This is a genomic window from Thermogemmatispora sp. (assembly GCF_042408735.1).
Classification (GTDB): domain Bacteria; phylum Chloroflexota; class Ktedonobacteria; order Ktedonobacterales; family Ktedonobacteraceae; genus Thermogemmatispora.
Genome location: NZ_JBHOQV010000150.1, coordinates 41,036 through 63,577 on the forward strand (window position 1 = coordinate 41,036; position 22,542 = coordinate 63,577).

A 22,542-nucleotide genomic window follows, 5' to 3' on the forward strand; every position below is an offset into this window, starting at 1 on the left:
CCTCCTCTGACCCGTCAGATGGGAAGAGAAGGCCAGCCTCTGGTGTTTCATGAAGTGGAGGGCAAGGTGGGAAAGGCAAGGAATAAGGAGAGAAAGCGCGAGGAGGGGACACGTTGACGGCCGGTAGACCGAGGAGCCGTGCCGTCCGTATGACCTTTAACCTGTGAACTCCTCGTGCGTATCTCTTCCATGGAGGAGAGAGAAAAGGGCGGCAGGCAGATCAACTACGTGAGCCGATCCGCTTGAGGGTACTGAAATGACTGCCTCCTAATCTGCCTGCCGCCTCTCCCCTCACATATGCCGGTCCTTGCCGGCAGGCACACCGGCGCCCGCGCAGTGATCGGCGCTGGTGCCTGAACGAACGATCAGGTTAGAGAAGACAAGGCAAGAGAAGCTTACACAACGAGGAGCGTGAAGGCTATGCACCATCATCACCATCATGGTTGGGGCTGGGGTGGCCCCGTTTTCTTCCCCTTCGGTTTCGGCTTCGGTGGCGGTCTCTTCAGCGATTTGCTGGCGGGCGGTCTGGGCTATATGCTCGGACGCTGGCAGGGGCGTAACCAGCCCTACCAGGGCTATCCGCCGTACTATCAACAGGGCTACGCTTACCCTCCCTATCAGGCACCGGCCCAGAACCCTGGTGCCGCTGCGGATGCACGCCTGGCACAGCTACAGCTCCTGGAGCGGCTGCGCGCCTCTGGTACCCTGACCGAGGCTGAGTTTGAGGCCGAAAAGCAGCGCATTCTGAGCGGCTACTGATGCCTCCCGTAGCCAGGGGCATCAGCTTCCAGAAGAACTCAGCACGCTCGTGCGAGCCGGCTACCTTCCTGCGGTCAGACAGGTAGCTGACTCGCACGTTTTTTGTAGAAGCAACTACCTTTTTGGTCCATCGGCTCGATAGATGGGCAGAGAAATGGGGCGAGCAACGTTCTCTCTGGTAGAGAGATCGGCTCTCTCGTTCTTTCACTCCCCTGTGGCTCGTAGCCTATATCTAACTGGGCTTTAGCTATTTTCTGTCTAAATTTATATTTTATGTTATGAGAAGCATGGTTAATCGTTTCTCCAGGGAGGACTATCGATGGATGAAGCAGCAGAGAAGGCCGAGATAGCTCCGCAACCAGACTCGCAGGCCGATGCACCTGCCACTGTAGCTGCATCTTCCGAGTCGCAGGCAGAGGCTGCACCCGCACCCGCACCTGCACCCGCTGAGCCAGAGCCTCCTTCCTCAACTCCACAGGCCAGCGAGGCTGCCACCTCCTCCCCCTCTGCCACAGAGGCAGGCCCAGAGCACAATACAGAGGGCAGGCAGCCATCAGAGGCTCTGGCTCCCACGGCGCGTGCGACCGACCCCTACAGCGGACCGGCAGGGGCCTCTTTCGCTGAGGCCAGCGGGCCTTACCCTGAGCCGCTCCTCGTGCTTCCACCGCCTCCGCCGACGCGCCAGCCCAGAACCGTGCGCTTGGGTACCGCTCTTATCATCGGCGGGCTAGTCTTCCTGCTTTCGACCACCTCTGCTCTCCTCATCGCCCTCTACGCCAGCGCTGGCGGCTTTGTGCCACTCATCAAGCATTTAAACGCCCCCAGTACGGCCACCGCCAGCGCCCTTAGCCGGCGTCTGGGCCAGCGAGCAAGCCCCACCCCGAGCGTGACCGCCCTGCCAACGGCCACGGTCCTTAGCGGAGCGCAGCCGACCGCCACCGCAGCGGCCCAGCCAACTGTCGTGGTTATCGGTCCTACACCAACGGTAAGCGTGCCCTACAGCGGACCAACCGCAGACACCCTGTTGCACGCCTTCATCGCCAACTACCTCCCCATCGCCTGCTCGGCCGACGGCGGCTGCATCCGGGCACTTCCCCCAAACTGGTGGCTATCCTGCTGCGAGTTCTACCCCGCGCACGGCTCCTACCAGTTCTACGATACCTCGGGCGGAGCGCCAGGCTTCGGCACAGAGATGATCGTCGCCGTCTTTCAAATGGGGGCCCATGCCAAAACGGTGCTAGATCAGCTGATCAGCAGCCAGGCGTGGACAGCGCCCCAGTACGCCATCGTGAATAACTGTGCCCTCCTGACCGAGAATATTTATGCTATCACAGACTGGAACCAGTACATCGCCATCATGCAGCAGCTTTGCTGAGCCAACGCCTCAGCCCGCTCCTGGCCAGGGCCAGGGTAGCCGTCCGGCGCTCCCTGGCCCTGGGCCAGCGATAACCTTGCACATCCGACTTGCTACCTCTCTCCAGGCTGCCCTTCATCTGGCGAAGCTTTCCATCTTCAGCCGCACAGCCCGGAAAAGAGAAAAAGGGAGCATAGCGCCGCTAACGCCAGTCGGGCCACCGCGGCCAAGCCTTTTCCAATACCGGTACCGGAAAACATCTGATAGATAGTGGTTCGAACGGTATGACAGAGCTAACAACAGAGATCTTTCCGCTCCGCAGCGAAGCCTTGCCTCCTCTGATTGGCTATACGCTGGAGCTGACAACTCACGATGACCCGGCGATGGTTGGCGGCAAGCTGGCCTATGAACTGCGCCGCCGCATCCCAGGTCACTGGTTCTGGAGCCGGGCCAGCCGGCGCCTGGTCAGCGATCAGAGCTACACGGAAGAGCAGTTGAAGCCGCACTGGCAGGCCCTCTGGTCGCTACCGAGCGGCGATTTCCGCGGGCTGCGCGCCATCCGGTCAGACAAGGGCTGGCAGGTTGGGCCAGGGGAACAGGCCGATTACGTAGCTTTCGGCCTCGCCGATGAACTGGCCGAAGAGCTACAAAGCGCCTTGCAGCCCTACCACGAAGAGTTGCCGCCGACGCTCCAGATCTGGCGCACCTTCCGCCTGCGCGGCTGGCTGGTCCAGGGAAAGCCAGCGATCTCCATCTCGGTTCACTCGCAGCCCGTCCTCAAGCAGGACCTGCGGTCGTTCTGTCAGACGCTCGCATGGCAGGGGCAGGAAGAGCTAGAGCAACGTCTCCGCGGGCTGCGGGTCAAGGCCAAAGACGGCGACCTCTGCGGCCAGATTGTCCAAATAACGGGGCGCGTTGGCACGGAGCGCCAGCGTCTGCTGGCCCTGGCAACGCGCGAGTCCTCCAGGCGGCGCCTGCAGCAAGCAGGCGATGAAGAAGCGGTGGTTCTCGTGCAGACTGCCAGGAGCAAAGAGTACGAATATCCCCTGAGCGGGCTGCGCCTCATTGTGCAGCCTGGCGACTACGAGCGCCTGGGTCTGGACAGCAGCCAGGTTCACAGCCGTCTTCACCTCGCCCCATCCAGGAGGGCCGCAATGGTCAGCGCTCTGGCCCAACCACTTCAGGAACGGGGTCTGATCCGCTCTTCGGCCTACAACAGCCGCACGGAGCCGACCCTCTTCCGGCGCAGTGTCGATCTGGACTTTCGCCCGCGGCTCCGTGTGGGTCGGCAGCGCATCATCGACGGCGACAAGGAAGTGCTCTCAGGCTTACAGCGTCATGGCTTCTACCGCCCAGCTCCCCCTCTCGCTCAGCAGAGAAAGCTGCGAGTCGGTCTGATCCTGACCGACAACCTCTCCCAGGAACGGCTGACGGCCTTCGCCCAAGAGCTGGGGCGTGCTTTCCAGAACTTCCAGGCTCCAGTGAAGTTTTTTCTCAAGCGACTCGCTCATAAGAGCAAGGAAGCCCTGGAAGAGGTCATCGAGACCCTGCAGCGGGAAAGGGCCGACGATGCGCTGCTCGCCCTCATGCCGGATCAAGAGGCGCAACCCCTGGCGCGAGAAGAGACCAGCCTGGCCTCGAGGCCACAGAGCTGGACTCTCTACCACCACTTCAAGGCCATCACCATCGGTCGCGATCTCCCCAGCCAGGTCGTTCTCTTCTCTACTCTGAACGAGCTGCGCTTCGCCGCCTCCAACATCGCCCTCGGTCTGCTGAGCAAGATGGGCGGCGTGCCCTATGTGCTCGCCGAGCCGCTTCCCTATACGGATGTGATCGTCGGCATCGATATCGCTCGCCGCCGCAAGGTCTCGCTCCCTGGCAGCGTCAGCTTAACCGCCCAAACCAGAATTTTTCAAAACGATGGCCAGCTTCTCCAGTACCGCATAGCCGACACCGTCATCGACGGCGAGACCATACCAGCAGAGCTTCTGCAGCAACTCTTTCCCCAAGCCCTTTTCGCTGGCAAGCGTGTCCTCATCCAGCGCGACGGCCCCTACTGCGGTCGCGAGAAACAGGACCTGCAGGAGTGGGCGCAGCGCATTGGAGCGACGTTCCTGCTCGTCGAGGTCCTCAAGCAGGGGGCTCCGCGCCTCTACAACCAACAGTCCTCCTCAACCTGGACCTCTCCGCCGAGGGGCCGCGGACAGGAAGGGAGCAGACCGGCCAGCCTCCGATCGTCCGCGCCGGCTCCCCAGTATCTGGCAGGCATCACCTCGCCCCCCAAAGGCAGCACCTTGCTCCTGAACGACTACGAGGCCCTGCTCGTCTCGACCCTGCCGCCCTCGCCTGCCGTCACGCCGGAGCCTCTGCACATCCGCAGCGAACCGCCTTTTCCCATTGAGCAGGCCCTTCACTCGGTTCTGGCCCTAACGCTGCTGCACGCTGGCTCGCTGCGCCCCCCACGGCTGCCGGTCACCATTCACTACAGCGACGAACTGGGCGGGCTGGCCCTCGTCGGCATTCGCCCCCCCAGGGCCGAAGGCACACTGCCTTTCTGGCTCTGAAGATGGGCGCGGCGCGGGCGCGGACGCGGGCCTTCGCTCTCTCCCGCGCCTCTGGGCCAAGGCCCACCGACCACGGCGAAACAAGGAAGGAAGGGATCAGCCAGGAGGCAGCCTTGGAGCCTCCCAAATCCGAATCGTCCCATCCTGGCCTGCTGAAGCGATCCTTCTGCCGTCAGGAGACCAGGCTACCGCCAGTACGCAGGAGCAGTGACCTCGATAGCTGCAGACCAGGCGCTGAGCTGCTACCTCCCAGACCTGCACCTCAGCGTCCTGCCCGGCGGCCAGCAGATAGCGGCTATCCGGCGACCAGGCCAGGCTGTGCGGATAGATCAACAGGCCTATCCCCGTGCGATCAACGAGGAAGCGTCCCTTCAGGACCAGGACCTGCACTCCGGTCCTTACTTCGCGCACCACGACCTGCACCGGCAGCAAGCGACCGGGGTTGGCCACCAGATTGTTGCCAAGCATGTAGGCCAGGAAGCGCCCATCCGGCGACCAGGCGGCGGCAATGGCCTGGGCCTGCTCAGGGAAGGAGCGCCAGGGCTGCCCACTGGCAGCATCCCACACATCGAGAGCGTGCAGGCGTCCCGCCGAAGCGATCAGCCGGCCATCCGGTGACCAGGCCAGGCAGTAGGAGGGCTGGCCCCCCGGCGACGGGCTGGCCGGGTAGGTTGCCAGCACCTGGCCGCTGCTCGCTGCCCTGACCACCACCTGCTGATCACTGGCCAGGGCCACGCGGCTACCATCCGGCGACCAGGCAAAGACATGGAGCGAGGCACCCGCTAATCCCAGGGCCAGTCCGACAGAGCGAACGACAGAGCCTGGGTCGGCAGCCTCCGTCCCAGCAGAATGGCCTGACAGCAGAGGAGGGCGCCAGTCGCCCAAGGAGCAGAGCCGTCCACAGCCAGAGGAGAACCAGCGCAGGCCCGTCACCAGAGCGACACCATCCTGCTCGTCCGGGTACAGCAGCAGGGTCCTACGGGTGGCCAGATCGCAGATCCGCAGATCGGGAATGTAGCCCCACGTGCAGTAAGCCAGCCGCCGGCTGTCCGGCGACCAGGCTATATCAACCACCGTTTGCCCCGCAGGCGCGCGAAAGATCAGCGGATCGGCAGCCGTGGGTGTGGCAGAGGCCGCACTCGACCAGCGTATCCCCTGCTCCGGCTCCCCGCCAGCCGGCAGTCGCCGGTCTCCCTCGGGACCGGGGACCCCTTCCCATACCGTCAGGCCCACGAAAAGACCATGCCAGGCATTGAGCATCCCGTTTCTCTTTCTCTGAAGCATCGCGATCTCTTCCTCCCGCAGCACAGACAGAGCATGAGGCCAAGGCTGACCGGCTTGGGCCGTCAGCCCAAACCAAGGCGGCGGGCAGGATCAGCCCCCGACCCGACAGTCGAAGGGTCAGAGAGAGAGAGAGAGAGCGCGCGCGCGCGCCCTTCTCTTCTGGCACCAGGGAGCAGGGAGAGGGGCTTTCACCTTGCCGCCACCTGCCATCTTGCTGTTCAATGCAGTTGCTCACTCTTCGTTTCCGCAGACATCGTCTTCGAACGAGCCAGGCATAGCCTGGGGGCTGAGATCTTCCTTCAGCCTGCTCTGCAGCTTTTTCCTGACGCCAACGATAGCAGCCAAGGGACCGCCGCTGCTAGCACGCAGCTCACACCTGCGCAGTGCTCAAGCTCACAACAAGCACACAGAGAGCAGCGGCGGCGCCGGAGGACGCGCAGCTTCAGCAGTTCTGTGCTATAATGTCCCCCAAAACGCCAGTCCCTCTGGGATACCGAAGTTAGCCAACACAGACTGCTCTTTGCAAGGACATGTACATGTATCTAGATCAATCCTTACGGGAGTATCTCAATGATCTCTCTTCCTCACAACCAACACCCGGGGGCGGCTCCGCTGCGGCGCTGAGTGGAGCGATGGGTGCAGCCCTTGCCAGCATGGTCACGCGGCTCACCATTGGCAAGAGCGGCTACGCTGATGTACAGGACGAGATAGAGGATATTCTGCAAAAGACAGAGGAGTTGCGCGAGCGCTTTCAGCAGCTCATGCAGGAAGACATCGACGCCTATGAGCGGCTCTCCATGAGCTTTCGTCTCCCAAAAGGGAGTGCTGAAGAGAACGAGGCTCGCAGCCGGGCCATTCAGGTGCGGCTTCACGAGGCGGCCCTGGTGCCGCTGGAGGTCGCCGAGCGGGCAGCGGAGCTGATGAGCTTCTGCGTGCGCCTGGCCCAGATCGGCAACAAGAATGTGCGCAGCGACATCGCCGCGGGAGCCGCACTGGTAGTGAGCGCGGCCCAGGGGGCGGCCTGGATGGTGCGCGTCAACCTGCGCTCCCTCAAGAACCAGCAACTGGTCGAGCAGCTGCAGGCGCGCCTCGAGGTGGCCCTGCAGCGGGTAGAAGCAGGCCATACAGACGTAGTGAGGCTAGTGGGAGGGGCACTGTGAGCGCAACGATTCTTGACGGGCGGGCCCTCAGTGCCGAGATCCGCGGCGAGCTGCGGAGCGAGGTCGCCCGTTTCCGCGAACGGCAGGGCTATCCGCCTGGCCTGGTGATCGTGCGAGTGGGCGGCGACGCCGCTTCTGGGGTCTATACCCGGGCGATCCTGCGCCTGGCCGGCGAGATCGGCGTACAGGCCCGCTTAGAGGAACTACCCGCCTTGACGAGCGCCGATGAGCTGCACGCCCTGCTGCTGCAGTTGAATACCGACCAGCAGACCCACGGCATCCTTGTGCAGATGCCTTTACCAGCTCACCTCTCGCAGAAGATGGTAGCCGATACAGTGGCCCCGGCCAAAGATATCGACGGTATCAGCCCGGGCAGCGCCGGCAACCTCTTCCTGGGTCTGCCCAGCTTCCTGCCGTCGACCGCAGCCGCCGTGATGGAGATCCTGGACCGCAGCCGGATCGCCCTGGCGGGCAAGCGGGTGGTAGTACTGGGGCGCAGCAACGTAGTGGGCAAGCCCCTGGCTTTGATGCTCTTGCAGCGCCACGCCACGGTGAGCGTCTGCCATTCGCGCACCCGCGACCTGACGACCTTGACCCGCCAGGCCGATGTTCTGATCGCCGCCGTCGGGCGTCCACGTCTGGTCACCGCCGAGATGGTGCGCCCGGGAGCAGTGGTCATCGATGTGGGGATCAACGCTCTGCCGGAAGGGGGCATCGTGGGCGATGTGGACTTTGAGGCGGTGCGCGAGGTGGCGTCGGCACTTACGCCCACGCCGGGCGGCGTCGGCCCTCTCACCAATGTGATGCTGCTCAAGCAGTGCGTCCGCGCCGCCTGGCTGGCAAGTGGACTGTCGGAGGAGTCGCTCGGCCTTTCTTCGCTCTCCTAGCCTGGGCTTGGCCGCTGCGCCTCTTCAGCAAGCCTGACTGCCATTTCGGGGCCAGGGGGAAGCAGCAGAGCAGAGCAGAGCAGAGCCGGCGAGCCAGTCCATGAGCTGCCGCCATGGGGGAGGGAGGGGCACCCGCACCCAGGAGGGCAAAGACACGGTGGGGAGCCCCTCCACGCAACGTGCTATGGTTCACCAGCAGCAATCATCTGGGAGCTGATGACTTCAAACGCCTGGGCCCAGGCATCGTGCATGGCCGGAGAGAAGCGCGGCCCGAGAAAGTCGCCAAAGGTGGCAAGCAGGGCCTGGCCAACCAGAGGATAGTGCTCCGGCTGCACGCCATAGCGATAGTGGCGCTCCCCTAGCCTGCGCAACACCGGCTCCAGGTTCTCACCACGCTCAACACCGGCCACCACAGCGGCCAGGGTGGCCATGAGGGCGCTCTCCTGGCGCCGCATATCGGTCCCGGCAAAGAGGAGGCGCGTTTGCGGGTAGGCCGCAAACAGACGCTCATAGAAGCGGCGCGCGAAGGCTTCTTTTTGCGGGGCAATTAGCCCAAAGCTTTCTTTGAGCAAGGGCGCGTTCATGTCGGTCGCCTCTCTCCCTTTCTTCCTCTTATCCTTATTTCTATGCTTCTTTCACATTCGCGCCACCAGGTCCAGAACCTGGTCCTGATCCGGACAGGCTACCCCCTCTTCAACAGCCGTATCTGGCTCAGCTCAGCCTCGGCTCGAGTTCCGCACGCCGACCTCCCCAATGCCTGACAGGCGGGAGCTGGCCACCGACAGCCTGGTTGAAGCGAGGCTCCCCATCCTTTAGCTGGTCGCTGGCCGCCGCTCGCCCGGCACCCTTGCTGATCTGGCTCGCTCGTCCGCTGCCCCGCGCCAGCCGTGAGTCAGACTGACCGGTAGTTGTTCATTACGCCCAATCTCTTTGTCTGCTTATACAGTAACACTTTCTATTTCCCTTGTTAATGAGTAGAATGAATGATTTTACTTTCTGATATTTATACATTGTGCACAATACGGCGGCCTCCAGAGGCCCGACCGCTCCTGTTGATCCGCCTTGATACCTGCCTGGTCTGGCCTCTATATAGACCAATGTCTATACGAAGAGCGATCGCCGCGCCGGATGAGAAGGTGCCTTGCTTTGGCGGCACAGCTCAGCTATACTGGTAGGTAGCAGGAGCTTGCTCCTGCGCCTCCAGTTGGAGCGGGGCAGTGGCTCTGTGCCCGCCCGCCTCGTCTCACTCATCTTTGTCCAGCAAGCCCGAGTGCCTCAACACAGGAGATCCCCTACAATGGTTCGCCCTCTTCCCAGCGCCCTGAGCACCGCCCTCAACAGCCTGACTCGCCGCCCGGCCCTGGCGCTCAGTGTTGCCGACCGCGTCCTCCACTATGCCCCGTATCAGACTCCCGGCACGCCCGATAGCTGGCATGATGCCTGTCTTGCCAGCGATGGCAGCATCGTGCGCGTGCGCCTGGCCCGAGCCAGCTCCTTTCTCAATGGGACCTTCCAGGTTCAGCGCATCAGCGATCCTACCCAGGCCAGCCAGTGGGCTGGCGGCGCCTGGGTGACGCTGCCAGGGGCCGCCGCTGTCATGAATCAGGATGGCGGATGCGCCATCGCCAACTGTCAGGGACAGCTACGTGCCTTCGCTCAGCGCGGTAGCGGCGGCAATCAGCTCTGGGTCTGGACCTCGACCGACAACGGCCTGAGCTGGAGCGGCCCGATGACGGTCCTTTCTCCGCCAGGCAATGCCCTGATCAAAGGGGTGGCTTGCGCTGCCACCAACGATGTCTTTTTCCTCTACGACGTTGCCGGCGGCGAAGCTATCGGCTGCTCGTTCTTCAACGGCACAAGCTGGTCGGCTTTGCAGAGCTGGTCGCTTCCTCCTTTGGGGGCCAGCGGTGGCCTGGCCGCCGCCTGGGCTGGCAACCGCTATAGGCTGATTTACTCAGACAACTACTCTCTGAGCAGCTGCACCTTCGATGCCGCCAGCGGACAGTGGAGCGCAGGGCAAGCCATCGCTCCGGCCACCACTACGGCCATCATGCGCCTGGCTCCGCGCCTCTCCTTCGCGGACGGCCTCTATACACTCAGCTGCGTCGAGGCTGACAGCGGCAGCCTGACCGGCTCGGTCTACAGCTACCCGCGCCTGCGCCAGTCGGCAGACCTGGTCCACTGGTCAAACGGGACCATCCTGCACATGCTGCCCTGCAGCTACGGGGCTGTCGTACTGGCGGTGACCAGTCCTGCCAGTGGGAACGCTGGTCCCCGCTCCTACGTCCTGACCATGCCAGCGATCGCCAGCGCGCCGCTTTTCCAGAGCAGCAATCCCCAGCAGTCCCTTGATCTCTCGGCCTCTGTGCTGGCCTACCGGCGACTGGAGCGTCCGGGTCGTCCGGCCCGCTTAGAGGTGCTGCTTGACAACAGCGGCGGTAGCTACAATGCCCTGGTTAGCAGCGCTGGTACCTATCGGCCGCTGGGCCTCGGTGCGACCCTGACCCTGAGCGAAGGGTACTACGCCGGCATACCTCCCACTCCAGCACTCCTCAAGACAGGCACCTATGTGCTGAGCCAGCTCCACTTTCTGCGCTCTCCCCAGGAAAATCGCCTGCTGCTGGTCGCCAACGACCGCACGCGCCTGCTTGATCTGCTCGCCCGCTACCAGAACAGTTACAGTGGCCAGACCCTGGCCTTTCTCATCAGCGAGGTTTGTGCCCGCGCTGGTCTCTTCAGCGTTGCTCTGCCCACAACCCCCCAGATGAGCCAGACCATCCCAGCCTTTGTCATCCAGGCCGGCCAGCCCTACCGCGCGGCCCTCGATGAGCTGTGCAATACCTACGGACTGGTCTACTTCCTCGATCAAGATGAGGTCCTGTGCTTCCGCGAGCTGAACAGCAGTGAGGGGCCAGCCTGGTCCTACCGGCCCGAGATCGAGCTGTTCAGCCTCGGCAGCAGCGACGAACGGGCCAACCATATCATTGTTAGCGGCAAGCCGCCGGCCGGCGGTCCCCCCCAGGCTTTGACGACCGCTGAGAGCTACGATGACCTCCACCTGCAGCAGGTAGGCTGCGAGCGCCTGTACTATCACATCGATCACAAGCTCACAACCACGAGTCAGTGCGCGCAGAAGGCGGCCTTTCTGCTGGCCCAGGAACAGCGTGCCGCCAGCCGACACCGCGCTGTCGTGCCGCTCAATCCAGCACTGCAGCTTTTCGACACCCTGGCTCTGACGGACAGCCTGGCTCCTACTGGTAGCGGCCAAAGCCTGATTTGCCGCATCAGCGGCCTGCAGGCCCACTATGAGGCCCAACAGGGCCGCGCCGAGATGCAGTTGGAGCTAGAAGGTCCGTAGGCGACCAGGCTGGCGCTGGCGTGGAGAGGAGAGAAGGGCAGCATGGAGAGCGCGACCCTGCGCCCTGCCCGCCCCGGCTAGGAGAGCAAGGCCCGCTTGAGGGAGCGAATGCGGACATCGTTGCGGTCGATGCGACGATAGGCCAGCCATAGCTCGTTGGCGACCGGCTGTGGTGGCTGCCAGAGCACGCGCAAGCGCCCTGCTGCTAGCCAGTCGCCACAGAGATAGTCGGGCAGGACGCTGATGCCATAACCCTGCTCAACGGCGCTTCTGATGGCGTGGAGGTCGGGCAGGACCAGCGCTGCCTGAAAGGTGGGGCGGCGCTCGAAACACTGGAGCCAAAAGCGACGAATAATGGGTAGCTCCGGCCCGTAGCTGACCCAGCGCTGGGCGGCCAACCAGCTCTCGAGCGGCTCCCGCGCTCCTTCGGCGGCGGCCTCTCTCAGCTCGTCGGGCACCGTCAGAGCGGTCGGTCCAACCAGGATGAAACGTTCGTCGTCCAGGTGGACAAACTCTAGATCGCGCGAGGCCAGTTGCTGGGTAGCTACCACGGCCTCTAGCCGCCCGTGTTCAAGGTCATTGACCAGGTCAGCGGTCTCGCCAAACTGCAACCAGAGACGGTACGGGAGCGAGAGCAGACGCCTGAGCAGCTGCTCTTGAAAGTATTCACGCGGCGCCCCGCAGCGCAGGACGGGCGGGCGCTCCTGACCAGCCCCTAACGTTTGGCTGACCTGCTCCAGGGTCTCGATGGCCTGCACAACCTGGTTGTAGAGTTCTTTGCCACGGGCCGTCGGGATCATCCGCCGCGGCGCGCGCAGAAAGAGCGGTTCGCCCACGGCGGCCTCCAGAGCCGCCAGGTGCTGCGTCACCGCGGGCTGCGTCAGCAAGAGGGCCCGCGCCGCTCCTGAGACGGTGCCGGCCCGATAGATGGCGATAAAGCTGCGATACCACTCCAGGTCAACCATAAATTTATTTATACATATCCCCAGAAAGACTATTTGCTTTATAGCTCAGCCAGGGCATAGAATGCCAGCGGAGCGGCGCGACCAGGGACTGCAGAGGACATGCAGCGCTTCCGTCGGGTGCGCGCCGCTCAGTCCTGGCCGGCGGCCTTTTTCGCCGGGCCGAGCACAGCTTGCCGCCCAGGCTGGCCAGGCCAAGTCAGGTCAGGCAAAGCAAGACAAGACAAGACAAGAAAGGAGTGATTACTTCGTGGCTCAAGCGCGCCACATTTTGATAGTGGTGACCGGTCACGACCGCATCGACGATGAGCACCGGACCGGCATCTGGTTTGAGGAATTCGCCGTTCCCTATCAGGCTTTTAAAGAGCAGGGCTGGCAGATCACGGTTGCCAGTCCGCGCGGTGGCAGCGTGCCCGTTGACCCGCGCAGCGAACCCCAGGGGGAAGAGGCCCAGAAGTATGCGGAGGCGCGAGCCCAGCTTCACAACACCCGTCCTCTGGCCGGCCTGAGGGCCGCCGACTATGACGCCATCTTCCTGCCAGGCGGGCACGGAGTGATGTTTGATCTGGCTGAGGATACGACACTCCACCACCTGCTCGGCGACTTCGAGCAGCAGGGAAAGGTCATCGCCGCCGTCTGTCATGGTCCGGCGGGCCTGGTCGGAGCCAAGCGCGCCGACGGCCAGCCGCTGGTGGCGGGCAAAACCATCACGGCCTTCACCGATGAGGAGGAGCGCGCTACAGGACTGGACAAGTTCATGCCCTTCCTGCTGGAGAGCCGCCTGCGCGAGCTAGGGGCGAACTTCGTGACGCGCCCCAACTGGTCCGACCACGTTGAGCGCGATGGACGGCTGATCACGGGCCAGAATCCCCAGTCGAGCGCCAGTATTGCAAGGGCCGTGATCGAGGCCCTGAGCTGAGGCAGGTTGCCAGGCAGAGGGCGTGCCCAGCTCTCGCCTCTGAGCGAGCAGGCGCGCCCTTCCTCTTTTTTTGTTTTGTCTGCCTGCTCCGCCTCAGACTTTGCCGGCCCGCCGACGGCGCTGCTCGGCCATCTTGCGCCGATGCTCCAGGCGTCGGCGGCGACGCTCGCGGCGGCGGGCCGCCTCTTGCGCTGGATCGATTTCCTTTGTTGTCCCGATCTGGCCATTCTCCGGGCCCTGGTCGCCGCTGGCAGCCACGCCTCCCGTGCCTGCGCTCTGGGAGGAAGCGGCCCGCCCTCGGGTGGCCATGCGCACCACCATTACCGCCAGCACCAGGGAGATGATCAACAAGGCAAAAGAGGCGCCGAACAGGTAGGGAGCCATCCAGGAGGGCAGGAGCGTCGTTCTGGCCACGGCGCTAATAAAGAAGACTAGCGCCAGCAGCAGGTACTCACTGCCCGTGAGAATGTTGACCTGCCTGAGCGGGCGCACTCCTGGCTGAGCGCGCAACCGACGGCGCCCGACAACCAGATTATACCCTCCCAGGGCGACAAAGAAGAGGCCAAAGATCACAAGAATACGTGGATCATTCATAAGTACACGTACCCAATCCGCAGATTAATCTTTCTTTCGTACCTATGCCTTGGGACTTGCGGCGCGATGAGCCTCGGCGACAGGAGCAACCCGCAACGCCCGCGCGCGCTCATATTGCCAGCGCAGAGCCAGCGCTAGCAGCAGGGAGAGCAACGGCCCGGTAGCAAGATTCAGGCTGAAGGTCAGTGGATCGAGGATGCGCAACGTACGGAGCGGCAGAGCGATATCGGCATGGGGAATCTGCAGCAGGCCAGCCAGTCCCTGAAAGACCCAGAGATCGGGAGCCAGGACCAGGGCCAGGCCCAGCCAGGCCATCAGCAAGAGATAGCGTGGCCAGTCTGGCAGCGGCCTCTCTTCGGCGGGGCTGTCCGCGGTCGCCGGCGTCTCGCGACCATAGGTGCTCAGGAGGAGCAAAGCCAGGGCCGCCCCATTGAGGATCAACGGCTCCAGGGCCAGGACATCGAACATGCTTCCATTGCCGAGGAAGAGAGGAATGCGCCACAGAAGCGAGAAAATGATCAGAGCGGCGTCGGGGCGGCTCAGATCAATATGAATAGGTACCTGCCAGGGCAAGAGCGCCGACAAGAGGCGCAGCGTTGGAAAAGGTCCGGGGGCAAACTGATAGAGCACGAACATGGCATCATAGGCCGCCGCGAAGAGGTAGCCCACCACCGTCGGCAGCAGCGCCAGGAGCAAAATCGCGATGGCATAGCTCACCAGGGATCGGCGGACCGGCTTCGCAGCGGCCACCTGTCCCACAGCTTCCGCCGGCTCCTCGTCTGATCCCTGCTCTGCTCCCTCTGCCTGGTCTTCCTCGCTCTCCTCAGGCCCTTCGTCGACAACTGGCCTCACCGCCTCGTTCGAGCCGGCAGAGGCCTTCACCTCTCCCCGCCTCTCCCCCTCTGGCCCACCTTCTCCGGCCTCAAGCGCAAGCACCTGGGACGCCTCGTCAACCTCGGCTGCCTCTTCCGCCTGCAGCGCTTCCGCCCCGGCTTCTCCGGCGGACCCAGACCGATCTCCGCCCTCATCGGACGAGGAGTTGGCCGCGCGGGCCGGCAGTGGGCGCAGGGGAGCAAAGGCTAAATGACCAAGCACAGCCCCCACCACGCTCAGCAGCAAAGCGAAGAGGGTGACCAGACCCCAGGTGCTCAAAAAGGCCAGGCGCAGCTCAGCCTGAGTCAAGAGGGTTGACAGCACCGCCGGGTAGGTCAAAGCGGCCCCCAGGTGGCAGAGCGCCAGAATGGTCCCCGCCAGCGCCGCTTCCAGCAGACCGGGACGCTGCAGGGTGCGCAGCTTGCGAATGGCCGTCACCAGCAGCCCGCAGCCCGGCGCCGCCAGCACCGCGATGGGCACCAGAGCAGTCGAGGGCTGGACACTCAGGCGCGCAATGATGGCGAAGAGCACTCCAGCCACCGCCAGCACCTCCACCGCCAGCCAATCGGGGCCGGCTTTTTCCCGCCTCCGCTCCTCTCTCTGGGCCGCGGAGGCCGCCGGTGGTGCATCAGCCACCGTTTCCTTAACCTTCAGCTCCTCCTCGAGAGCAGCCGCCGGCTCCTGAGGGACCGTGGCAGGCTGCTCAGAACGTTCGGATTCTTGCATGCAGACGCTCAGCTCCTCATGGACAATCTGCCAGGATAGTAGCACATCGGGGGCAGAGCGACAAGGGGCAGACTCCAGCGCAGATGAGAAGGCAAGCGAGCAAGCAGACAACAAGCGGAGAGCCGTAGCTACCCGCCCAGCTACGAAGACGGCAGAACTTTTTGCACAAGGTGACGACGGTGCTCGCAAGCACCAGGCGAGCGACCGTCATGGAAGACCTGCGAGTGCGAGGCATGGCGCAGAAACGCGCGTTGGCGCGAGCCATTTCGGACATGGGGTTTGGCGAGTTTGGGCCAGGGCCGACGGACAAGTACGCGTGGTATGGTTCGCAGCTCATCGGAGCGCCGCGGCTTTATGCGAGCGGCAAGACGTGTCCGGCGTGTGGGGACGTGCTAAGCGAGTTGCCATTGTCGGTGCGGGCGCGAACGTGCCCGGCGTGCGGCACGCGGCAGGACCGCGACATCAAGGCAGCGAACAATCGTTTGAGAATCGGTACCGCGAGTTCCGCGGGAAGTCACGCCTGTGGAGATCCCGGTGGCGGGGCGGCCTTGGGCTGCTCGTCATGGGTCGCGGAAGCAGGAGGCGAGAAGTGGTGATCATTTGTCGATGAATTGCAGAACGGTCACGAGAGTCTGGCCAGACCTGGTCAGGTCTGGCCAGGGGAAGGCAGCCTTTGCTCAGCCCTGGCCCGTTCCTGGGAACGAGATAATAGCGCTCACCACCTCCGTACCTGGTACCGCCAGCCCCCCTTGATCCTCCACCAGCCAGTCCTTGAGAAAGGCGCGCAGTTCGCGGCGCGTCGCCTCGTCGTCGGGCAGGAGCTGCTGCTCTAGCATCTCCTCGACAGCATCGTCGAGCGAGGGATAGCGCAGCGAAAGCGGCGTCCTGACAATCTCTACGTTCGCATAAATCCCCATCTCAAAGAGGACATCCAGCAGGTGGATGTAGGACGGCGAGCTGGCCCGCTCCGTGCCATGAAAATGGCGCCAGACAGGGGCCGTGAACTCATCGAGGTGCTGGGCGCGCATATAGATATAGCAGGTTCGGCGGGCCGCGGAGCGCAGCTTCTCGACAAAAGGCACCACCTCGCGAATCGGGTAGAGCACGTGGCTGCAGAGCACCAGATCGGCGCGCAGATCGCTGGGGGCTGCTTCCCAGGTCGATTGAATCGCCACAATGTTGTGCACGCCGCCCTCCTGGGCTTCCTGGCGCAGGTAGCCCAGCATGGTGGCATTTGGCTCGACGGCGTAGACCACCCGCACCAGCGGCGCCACAGCCAGAGCGAAGCGCCCTGTTCCGGCTCCGACGTCCAGAACGCTCAGCGTTGGCTCAAGCTCCTGGCGCAGGCGCAGAAACAAGGGATCGCTGCTTCCCCTCTCGCGCGTACTGCGGTGGAAAAAGCGCGCGCGCCGGTCCCAGTAATCGGCGCTGGAGCGTCCCAGGCGGGCATAGATAGCCTCCATCTGCCGCGCGCGCGCATCATGAATGGCGTACCAGCGTTCGATAGCACTCTCCATTGCTTCCTTTCCTTGCCGCTTGCTCGCTATCCACCCCAGCGCCAGACCTGGGTCTGAACAAGTGGAGGCTGGCTGGTCCTGGCACTAGGAGGTGGCACTGGCACCAGGCTCCAGTTTGGTCTTGAGGCACGAGAAGAACTGACCAGTCAGCTTCTCGGCGGTCCCCTGCAAGAGGCGCGCTCCCACGCTGGCGATCGTGCCGCTCACAAGCACCTTGGCCTCCCAGTCCATGCGCGTCTGGTTGCTATCGACGGCGGTCAGGCGCATATCGCCGGCCAGCTCGACGGCGCTGCCCGGCGCCTTACCACGCGCCTTGACTACCATATGGTCAGGCTCGTGCATTTCGGGCCGCGTGACGTCCAGGGTGAATCTGGCCTTGACGGCCCCGATGCCGACGCTGACTACGGCTTTCCAGTGCTCCTCTCCGAGCACTTCAAGGCTCTGGAAGCCGGGGGCGCATTCGGCGACCTTGTTAACATCGAGGAGGAAGGCCCAGACCTTGTCGATCGGGGCGGCGATGGTCTGCGAACCAGAGAAATCCATAGCGACCTGTCACCTTTCGTGTGTTGCGTGTGCCTCCGACGCGAGATAGCCCTGCGGGTCGCGTTCGAAGAGCCGCTTGCAGGCGGGACAGCAGAAATAGAACACCTGTCCCTGATAGATGCTCCGTTGCCTGGCGGCGGCTACCTCTACTATCATACCACAGACGGGATCAACAGCGGTCGCCGGCGCCGCCTCTGAGGCCGAGGGCGACGATCCTGCCGCTGCTGGCCCAGGCTCCTGTTCTTGCCCTCGCCCTGGTTGGCGTCGGCGCACCTGGATCAGTTCGGCCAGAATGCTGGCGGCGATCTCCTCGGGGGTGACTGCCCCCAGATCAAGACCGGCCGGGGCATGCAGGCGCGCCAGAGCGCGCTCCTCCAGGCCGGCTTCCCGCAGGTATTGGCGACAGGCCTCGGCCCTGCGACGGCTGCCGACCATGCCGATGTACCAGGCGGGACTGCGCAAGGCCCGGACCAGAGCCTCCTCATCATACTCGCCATGTGTGGCCACCAGGACGGCGCTGCGCTCGTCGGGCTGCATACTGAGGAGGCCGCTTTCATCGAGGCGCACGACACTAAAGTTCAACACGGGAGCCAGGCGCGCCAGGGCGACCACCACCGGCGAGGCTCCGACCAGAAAGAGGCGTGGCGGCGGTAAATGTGGTTCCATGTAGATGTCTAGAATCCCTCCGCTGCTACAGGTCATTGGGAAGACACGCAGGCCGGGACCGGAGCGCGCGAGGCCGGCCTCCGGCCCACCCAGGCGCAAAAGATAGGGATCGCCCCCCTCGTGGAGCAGCCGCAGGGCTTCGCGCACGACTACCGGCTGGGCGCAGCTACCACCGATCCAGCCGGTGAGGCTGCCATCAGCCTGGATCAAGGCCCGGGCCCCGGGCTTAGCCGAGGTCGGTCGCTCACACCAGACGACGGTTGCCAATACAAAAGGTTTGCCCGCTTGCTCCAGACGCTGAGCTAACTTGAGCACATTCTCAGGCATACCGTTTCCCTCCGGGCAGCCAGCCGGTCCCGGCGACCGGCGTGGGGCGGGAACAGGGCGGATCGCACGATCCGCGCTGCCCGTCCCTGGCTGACCCCGATCGCCGGTCCGACGGCTGGGCTGCCTTCAGCCACCTACCTGGTGAGCCTGCCCAGGCCAGCCTAGGCCGTGGCCAGCCCTTTCTCCTTGAGAATGGCCCAGACCTTCCAGGGGGTAATGGGAATGTCGATGTGACGTACACCAACGTGTGCCAGGGCATCGACGACAGCGTTGGCGATGGCCTGGGGGGCCCCAACGGTCGGCGACTCCCCCACTCCCTTGGCTCCGATAGGATGATGGGGTGAGGGGGTAACCGTGCGCTCCGTCTCCCAACGCGGCGTCTCCATCGCGGTGGGGATCAGGTAGTCCTGGAAATTGCTTCCCAGAACATTGCCATTCTCATCGTAAGCCAGTTGCTCGTAGAGAGCCGGCGCCAGCCCCTGCGTCAAGCCACCATGGATCTGCCCTTCGACAATCATCGGGTTGATGACCGTGCCGCAATCGTCGACGGCCAGGAAGCGGCGAATGTGCACTTCGCCGGTACCGCGATCGATGTCAACAACGCAGATGTAGCTGCCGAAGGGATAGGTCAGATTGGGCGGATCATAATAGTTGACGGCCTCCAGGCCCGGCTCCAGATAGGGCGGGCAATTGGTGTAGGCGGCAAAGGCAATCTCCTGGATGGTTTTGCCCTTGCCCGGGCTGCCTCGCACATAGAAGCGGCCCGGCTCCCACTCCAGATCTTCCTCGCCTACTTCGAGCAGGTAGGCGGCGATCTTGCGGGCCTTATCCCGGATCTTGCGCGCGGCCACGGCGGTAGCGGCCCCACCGACGGGCGTGCTGCGGCTGGCATAGGTGCCCAGGCCGTAGGGAGCGGTGTCGGTATCTCCGTGCTCGACGTCGACGTCGTCGGGCGAGATGCCCAGCTCGGCCGCGATAATCTGGGCAAAGGTTGTCTCGTGACCCTGACCCTGGGTCTGAACCCCGATGCGGGCCAGAACCTTGCCGGTAGGATGGACGCGGATCTCGCAGCTATCAAACATCTGGATGCCAGCGATGTCGAAGTGCTTACCGGGACCAGCGCCGACGATCTCGGTGAAGGAGGAGATACCGATCCCCATTAGCTCTCCACGGGCCCGCTTCTCGGCCTGCTCACGCCTCAGTTCCTCATAGCCGATCTTCTCCATGGCCAGGCGCAAAGCCCGCTCGTAGTTGCCGCTATCGTAGGTCCAGCCCAGGGCCGAGCGATAGGGGAAAGCTTCGGGCTTGATGAAGTTCTGCAGGCGAATCTCGGCTGGATCTTTGCCGGCCTCGCGCGCCAGGGTATCCATCATGCGCTCGATCAGATAGGAGGCCTCGGTGACGCGGAAGGAACAGCGGTAGGCGATGCCGCCGGGGGCCTTGTTGGTGTGCACGGCATCGACGGCGACATGGGCGTGCTTGAAGTCATAGGAGCCGGTGCAGATATGGAAGAGGCCGGCGGGAAACCTGGTCGGCTGGGCCGCCGCATCGAAGGCTCCGTGGTCGGCCAGCGTATAGACACGCAGGGCCTTGACGGTGCCATCCTTATCGGCGGCAATCTCGGCGTGAATGTGATAGTCGCGCGCGAAGCCGGTACTGGTCAGGTTCTCGGTGCGGTCCTCGATCCATTTGACTGGCCTGCCGGTCTTGAGGGCGGCCACTACGGCACAGACGTAGCCAGGATAGACGGGGACCTTATTGCCGAAGCCACCGCCGACATCGGGCGAGATGATGCGGATGCGATGCTCGGGCAGGCCGGAGACGATGGCGAAGAGGGTACGATGGGCGTGCGGCGCCTGCGAGGTCATCCAGACGGTGAGTTTGCCGGTGGCCGTGTTGTAGTCGGCCACGCAGCCGCAGGTCTCGATGGGCGCCGGATGGATGCGCGGAACGTACATGTCCTGACGCACGACGATGCCATTCCGCTCAGCCTCGGCAAAAGCGGCATCGGTGGCAGCGCGGTCGCCGGTCTCCCAGTGGTAGATCTGGTTCGTCGGCTGGCGATCCTTCTTGTCGGGACGCAGCAGAGGAGCGTCGGGCGCCAGGGCCTTGTGAGGATCGACGACAACGGGCAGCGGCTCGTAGTCGACCTCGACGGCGGCCACTCCATCGGCGGCAGCGTAGCGGCTCTCGGCCACGACAAAGGCCACCTCTTGCATCTGGTAGAGGACGCGATCGACGGCCAGCACGGCCTCGCTATCGCCGGACAAGGTCGGCATCCAGGCCAGGCCGGCGGCCTCCAGGTCCTTGCCGGTGATGATTGCCACCACACCCGGCACCTGCAGGGCCTTGCTGGTGTCGATGCCTTTGATGAGGGCATGGGCATAGGGGCTGCGCACGATATCGCCGTAGAGCATGCCCGGTAGCTGGATGTCGTCGACGTAGTTGCCTTTCCCCCGAATAAAGCGGGCGTCCTCCTTGCGCTTGTAAGGCTCTCCCAGACCGTGTAGCTGCGGTCCACCTGTGGTAGTTGTCATCGCTATTCACCTCCGCCGCCGCTGCCGGCGGGTACCTGCTCTGGCTCTGGCTCGCGCATCTTCTGCGCGGCGTACTGGATAGCCTTGACGATGTTGACATAACCTGTGCAGCGGCAGAGATTGCCCGAGATGCCTTCACGAATCTCCTGCTCGCTGGGATTGGGATTGCGTTTGAGCAGGGCCAGGGCGGCCATCATCATGCCCGGCGTGCAGTAGCCGCACTGCAGGGCATGCTCGACATGGAAGCCTTCTTGAAGGGGATGCAGCTTCCCAGCCTGCTCCAGGCCCTCGACGGTCAGCAGCTCGCGCCCGTCGGCCTGGACGGCGAGCATGGTGCAGGACTTGACGGCCTTGCCATCGACGAGAATGGTACAGGCACCGCAGGAAGAGGTATCGCAGCCGATGTGCGTGCCGGTGAGGCGCAGGCCGTCGCGCAACCAGTGCACCAGCAGGGTACGCGCCTCGACGTCGCCCTCGTAGAGCTTGCCATTGATGGTAACCCGAATATGATGGATGCTCATGGCTAGGCACCTCCTGTGGCACGGCTGCGTGCCTGACGCAGGGCACGCACGGTAAGCGTCTGCACCATCGCACGCTTGTAGTCGGCAGGACCCCGCAGGTCGCTGACCGGCTGAGCCTCCGCGGCCGCCTGCTCGGCGGCCCGGGCAATGACGGCCTCGTCGAGAGTACTGCCCAGCAGGATCTGCTCGGCGGCGCGTGCCTTGATGGGGGTCGGGCCTACGTTGGTGAGTCCCAAACCGGCATAGGTGACGCGCCCGGCCTCGTCAAGGACCACATAGGCGGCTACCCCGGCGATGGCGTAGTCGCCAACCTTGCGCTCCAGTTTCAAATAGGCACCGCCGCTGCGCCCGGTGGGGGCAGGTACGCGGATCTCGGTCAGCAGCTCGTTGGGCTGCAGCGTGGTCTCAAAGCTGCTGTCGGTAAAGAACTGCTCGATCGGGATGAGGCGCTGACCACTGGGTCCGGTGGCCACAAGCTCGGCCCCCAGGGCGAGCATCGTCGCCGGGTGGTCGTTGGCCGGGTCGGCATGGGCCAGATTGCCCCCAACGGTGGCCCAATTGCGCACGACGGGATCGGCGATGACGCGCGCGGTATCGGCCAGAATGGGATAGCGCCGGCGAATGAGATCGGCAGCCTCTAGCTCGGCTTCGCGCGTCAAGGCTCCAATGTGCAGGGTACCGTCAGCCTCCTGGATGTACTCCAGGTCGCGCAGGCGGTTGATGTCCACCAGTACGGCGGGGGAGGCGAGGCGGAAGCGCAGGAGGGGAATGAGACTGTGCCCACCCGCGAGCACCTTGGCATCGGCGCCGTGCCGGTCCAATAGGGCGATGGCTTCAGCAACACTGCCGGCCACCTGGTAGTCAAAAGGACCAGGGATCAAGGGAAGATCACCTCCGTTTCGTCACTGGCAGCCTGAATAGACAAGCAAGGAGCCAGCACGGCCCGAGTAGACAGGCTGGCCTTCGGCTCTTTTCCCATGCTTGCCTTGCC

At 63.9% G+C, this 22,542-nt stretch carries 19 protein-coding genes; 8 read left to right on the forward strand and 11 right to left on the reverse strand.

Going from position 1 to position 22,542, the window contains the following annotated elements:
• Positions 1 to 420 precede the first annotated feature (420 nt).
• The 3 genes from ACFMO7_RS16580 to ACFMO7_RS16590 all read left to right on the forward strand — a co-directional run bounded on the left by ACFMO7_RS16580 (position 421) and on the right by ACFMO7_RS16590 (position 4,677).
• Positions 421 to 759: an SHOCT domain-containing protein gene (locus ACFMO7_RS16580; protein ID WP_376796596.1), complete on the forward strand. Its 339-nt coding sequence runs from the start codon at positions 421 to 423 to the stop codon at positions 757 to 759.
• Between the two features lie 319 nt (positions 760 to 1,078).
• A complete protein-coding gene (locus tag ACFMO7_RS16585; protein WP_376796597.1) occupies positions 1,079 to 2,134 on the forward strand; it encodes a hypothetical protein in 1,056 nt (351 codons plus the stop codon).
• A 263-nt stretch (positions 2,135 to 2,397) separates the two neighbouring features.
• Positions 2,398 to 4,677: a Piwi domain-containing protein gene (locus ACFMO7_RS16590; RefSeq protein WP_376796598.1), complete on the forward strand. Its 2,280-nt coding sequence runs from the start codon at positions 2,398 to 2,400 to the stop codon at positions 4,675 to 4,677.
• 96 nt (positions 4,678 to 4,773) lie between these two features.
• Here the strand turns inward: ACFMO7_RS16590 and ACFMO7_RS16595 are convergent, their stop codons facing one another.
• Positions 4,774 to 5,961 carry a WD40 repeat domain-containing protein gene (locus ACFMO7_RS16595; RefSeq protein WP_376796599.1) on the reverse strand — a complete coding sequence of 396 codons (1,188 nt, stop codon included), beginning with the start codon at positions 5,959 to 5,961 and terminating at the stop codon, positions 4,774 to 4,776.
• A 536-nt stretch (positions 5,962 to 6,497) separates the two neighbouring features.
• Between ACFMO7_RS16595 and ACFMO7_RS16600 the strand changes: the two genes are divergently transcribed.
• The gene (locus ACFMO7_RS16600) at positions 6,498 to 7,121 is read left to right on the forward strand and encodes a cyclodeaminase/cyclohydrolase family protein (protein ID WP_376796600.1); all 624 of its coding nucleotides are present in this window, start codon (positions 6,498 to 6,500) and stop codon (positions 7,119 to 7,121) included.
• A complete protein-coding gene (locus ACFMO7_RS16605; protein ID WP_376796601.1) occupies positions 7,118 to 8,008 on the forward strand; it encodes a bifunctional 5,10-methylenetetrahydrofolate dehydrogenase/5,10-methenyltetrahydrofolate cyclohydrolase in 891 nt (296 codons plus the stop codon). Before ACFMO7_RS16600 ends, ACFMO7_RS16605 begins: the two co-directional genes overlap by 4 nt.
• 182 nt (positions 8,009 to 8,190) lie before the next feature.
• On the opposite strand, the gene ACFMO7_RS16610 is transcribed toward ACFMO7_RS16605, so the two are convergent.
• Positions 8,191 to 8,592 (reverse strand): globin family protein, encoded by a 402-nt coding sequence (locus ACFMO7_RS16610; RefSeq protein ID WP_376796602.1) that lies wholly within the window; start codon positions 8,590 to 8,592, stop codon positions 8,191 to 8,193.
• 713 nt (positions 8,593 to 9,305) lie between these two features.
• Between ACFMO7_RS16610 and ACFMO7_RS16615 the strand changes: the two genes are divergently transcribed.
• Entirely contained in the window at positions 9,306 to 11,366 is a 2,061-nt protein-coding gene (locus ACFMO7_RS16615) for a hypothetical protein (RefSeq protein WP_376796603.1), read from the forward strand.
• 77 nt (positions 11,367 to 11,443) lie between these two features.
• Here ACFMO7_RS16615 and ACFMO7_RS16620 read toward each other — a convergent pair whose 3' ends face one another.
• Positions 11,444 to 12,331, reverse strand: a complete 888-nt coding sequence (locus tag ACFMO7_RS16620; protein ID WP_376796604.1) for a LysR family transcriptional regulator — start codon at positions 12,329 to 12,331, stop codon at positions 11,444 to 11,446.
• Between the two features lie 247 nt (positions 12,332 to 12,578).
• Between ACFMO7_RS16620 and ACFMO7_RS16625 the strand changes: the two genes are divergently transcribed.
• Positions 12,579 to 13,247 carry a type 1 glutamine amidotransferase domain-containing protein gene (locus ACFMO7_RS16625; protein WP_376796605.1) on the forward strand — a complete coding sequence of 223 codons (669 nt, stop codon included), beginning with the start codon at positions 12,579 to 12,581 and terminating at the stop codon, positions 13,245 to 13,247.
• A 93-nt stretch (positions 13,248 to 13,340) separates the two neighbouring features.
• On the opposite strand, the gene ACFMO7_RS16630 is transcribed toward ACFMO7_RS16625, so the two are convergent.
• Together ACFMO7_RS16630 and ACFMO7_RS16635 are read right to left on the reverse strand one after the other, a co-directional pair.
• On the reverse strand, positions 13,341 to 13,841 hold the full coding sequence (locus ACFMO7_RS16630) for a hypothetical protein (RefSeq protein WP_376796606.1): 501 nt from the start codon (positions 13,839 to 13,841) through the stop codon (positions 13,341 to 13,343).
• Between the two features lie 42 nt (positions 13,842 to 13,883).
• Positions 13,884 to 15,440, reverse strand: a complete 1,557-nt coding sequence (locus ACFMO7_RS16635) for a hypothetical protein (protein WP_376796607.1) — start codon at positions 15,438 to 15,440, stop codon at positions 13,884 to 13,886.
• 272 nt (positions 15,441 to 15,712) lie between these two features.
• On the opposite strand from ACFMO7_RS16635, the gene ACFMO7_RS16640 reads away from it, so the two are divergent.
• Positions 15,713 to 16,036, forward strand: a complete 324-nt coding sequence (locus ACFMO7_RS16640; protein ID WP_376796630.1) for a zinc ribbon domain-containing protein — start codon at positions 15,713 to 15,715, stop codon at positions 16,034 to 16,036.
• Positions 16,037 to 16,117: 81 nt separating this feature from the next.
• On the opposite strand, the gene ACFMO7_RS16645 is transcribed toward ACFMO7_RS16640, so the two are convergent.
• The 6 genes from ACFMO7_RS16645 to ACFMO7_RS16670 all read right to left on the reverse strand — a co-directional run bounded on the left by ACFMO7_RS16645 (position 16,118) and on the right by ACFMO7_RS16670 (position 22,432).
• Positions 16,118 to 16,957 carry a class I SAM-dependent methyltransferase gene (locus ACFMO7_RS16645; RefSeq protein ID WP_376796608.1) on the reverse strand — a complete coding sequence of 280 codons (840 nt, stop codon included), beginning with the start codon at positions 16,955 to 16,957 and terminating at the stop codon, positions 16,118 to 16,120.
• A gap of 84 nt (positions 16,958 to 17,041) precedes the next feature.
• Positions 17,042 to 17,500 (reverse strand): CoxG family protein, encoded by a 459-nt coding sequence (locus ACFMO7_RS16650; RefSeq protein WP_376796609.1) that lies wholly within the window; start codon positions 17,498 to 17,500, stop codon positions 17,042 to 17,044.
• A gap of 9 nt (positions 17,501 to 17,509) precedes the next feature.
• Positions 17,510 to 18,493 (reverse strand): XdhC family protein, encoded by a 984-nt coding sequence (locus ACFMO7_RS16655; RefSeq protein ID WP_376796610.1) that lies wholly within the window; start codon positions 18,491 to 18,493, stop codon positions 17,510 to 17,512.
• Positions 18,494 to 18,654: 161 nt separating this feature from the next.
• Positions 18,655 to 21,030 (reverse strand): aerobic carbon-monoxide dehydrogenase large subunit, encoded by a 2,376-nt coding sequence (locus ACFMO7_RS16660; RefSeq protein WP_376796611.1) that lies wholly within the window; start codon positions 21,028 to 21,030, stop codon positions 18,655 to 18,657.
• Between the two features lie 2 nt (positions 21,031 to 21,032).
• Positions 21,033 to 21,551 (reverse strand): (2Fe-2S)-binding protein, encoded by a 519-nt coding sequence (locus ACFMO7_RS16665; protein ID WP_376796612.1) that lies wholly within the window; start codon positions 21,549 to 21,551, stop codon positions 21,033 to 21,035.
• 2 nt (positions 21,552 to 21,553) lie between these two features.
• Complete coding sequence (locus tag ACFMO7_RS16670) at positions 21,554 to 22,432, reverse strand: FAD binding domain-containing protein (RefSeq protein WP_376796613.1); 879 nt, start codon at positions 22,430 to 22,432, stop codon at positions 21,554 to 21,556.
• Positions 22,433 to 22,542: the final 110 nt, after the last annotated feature.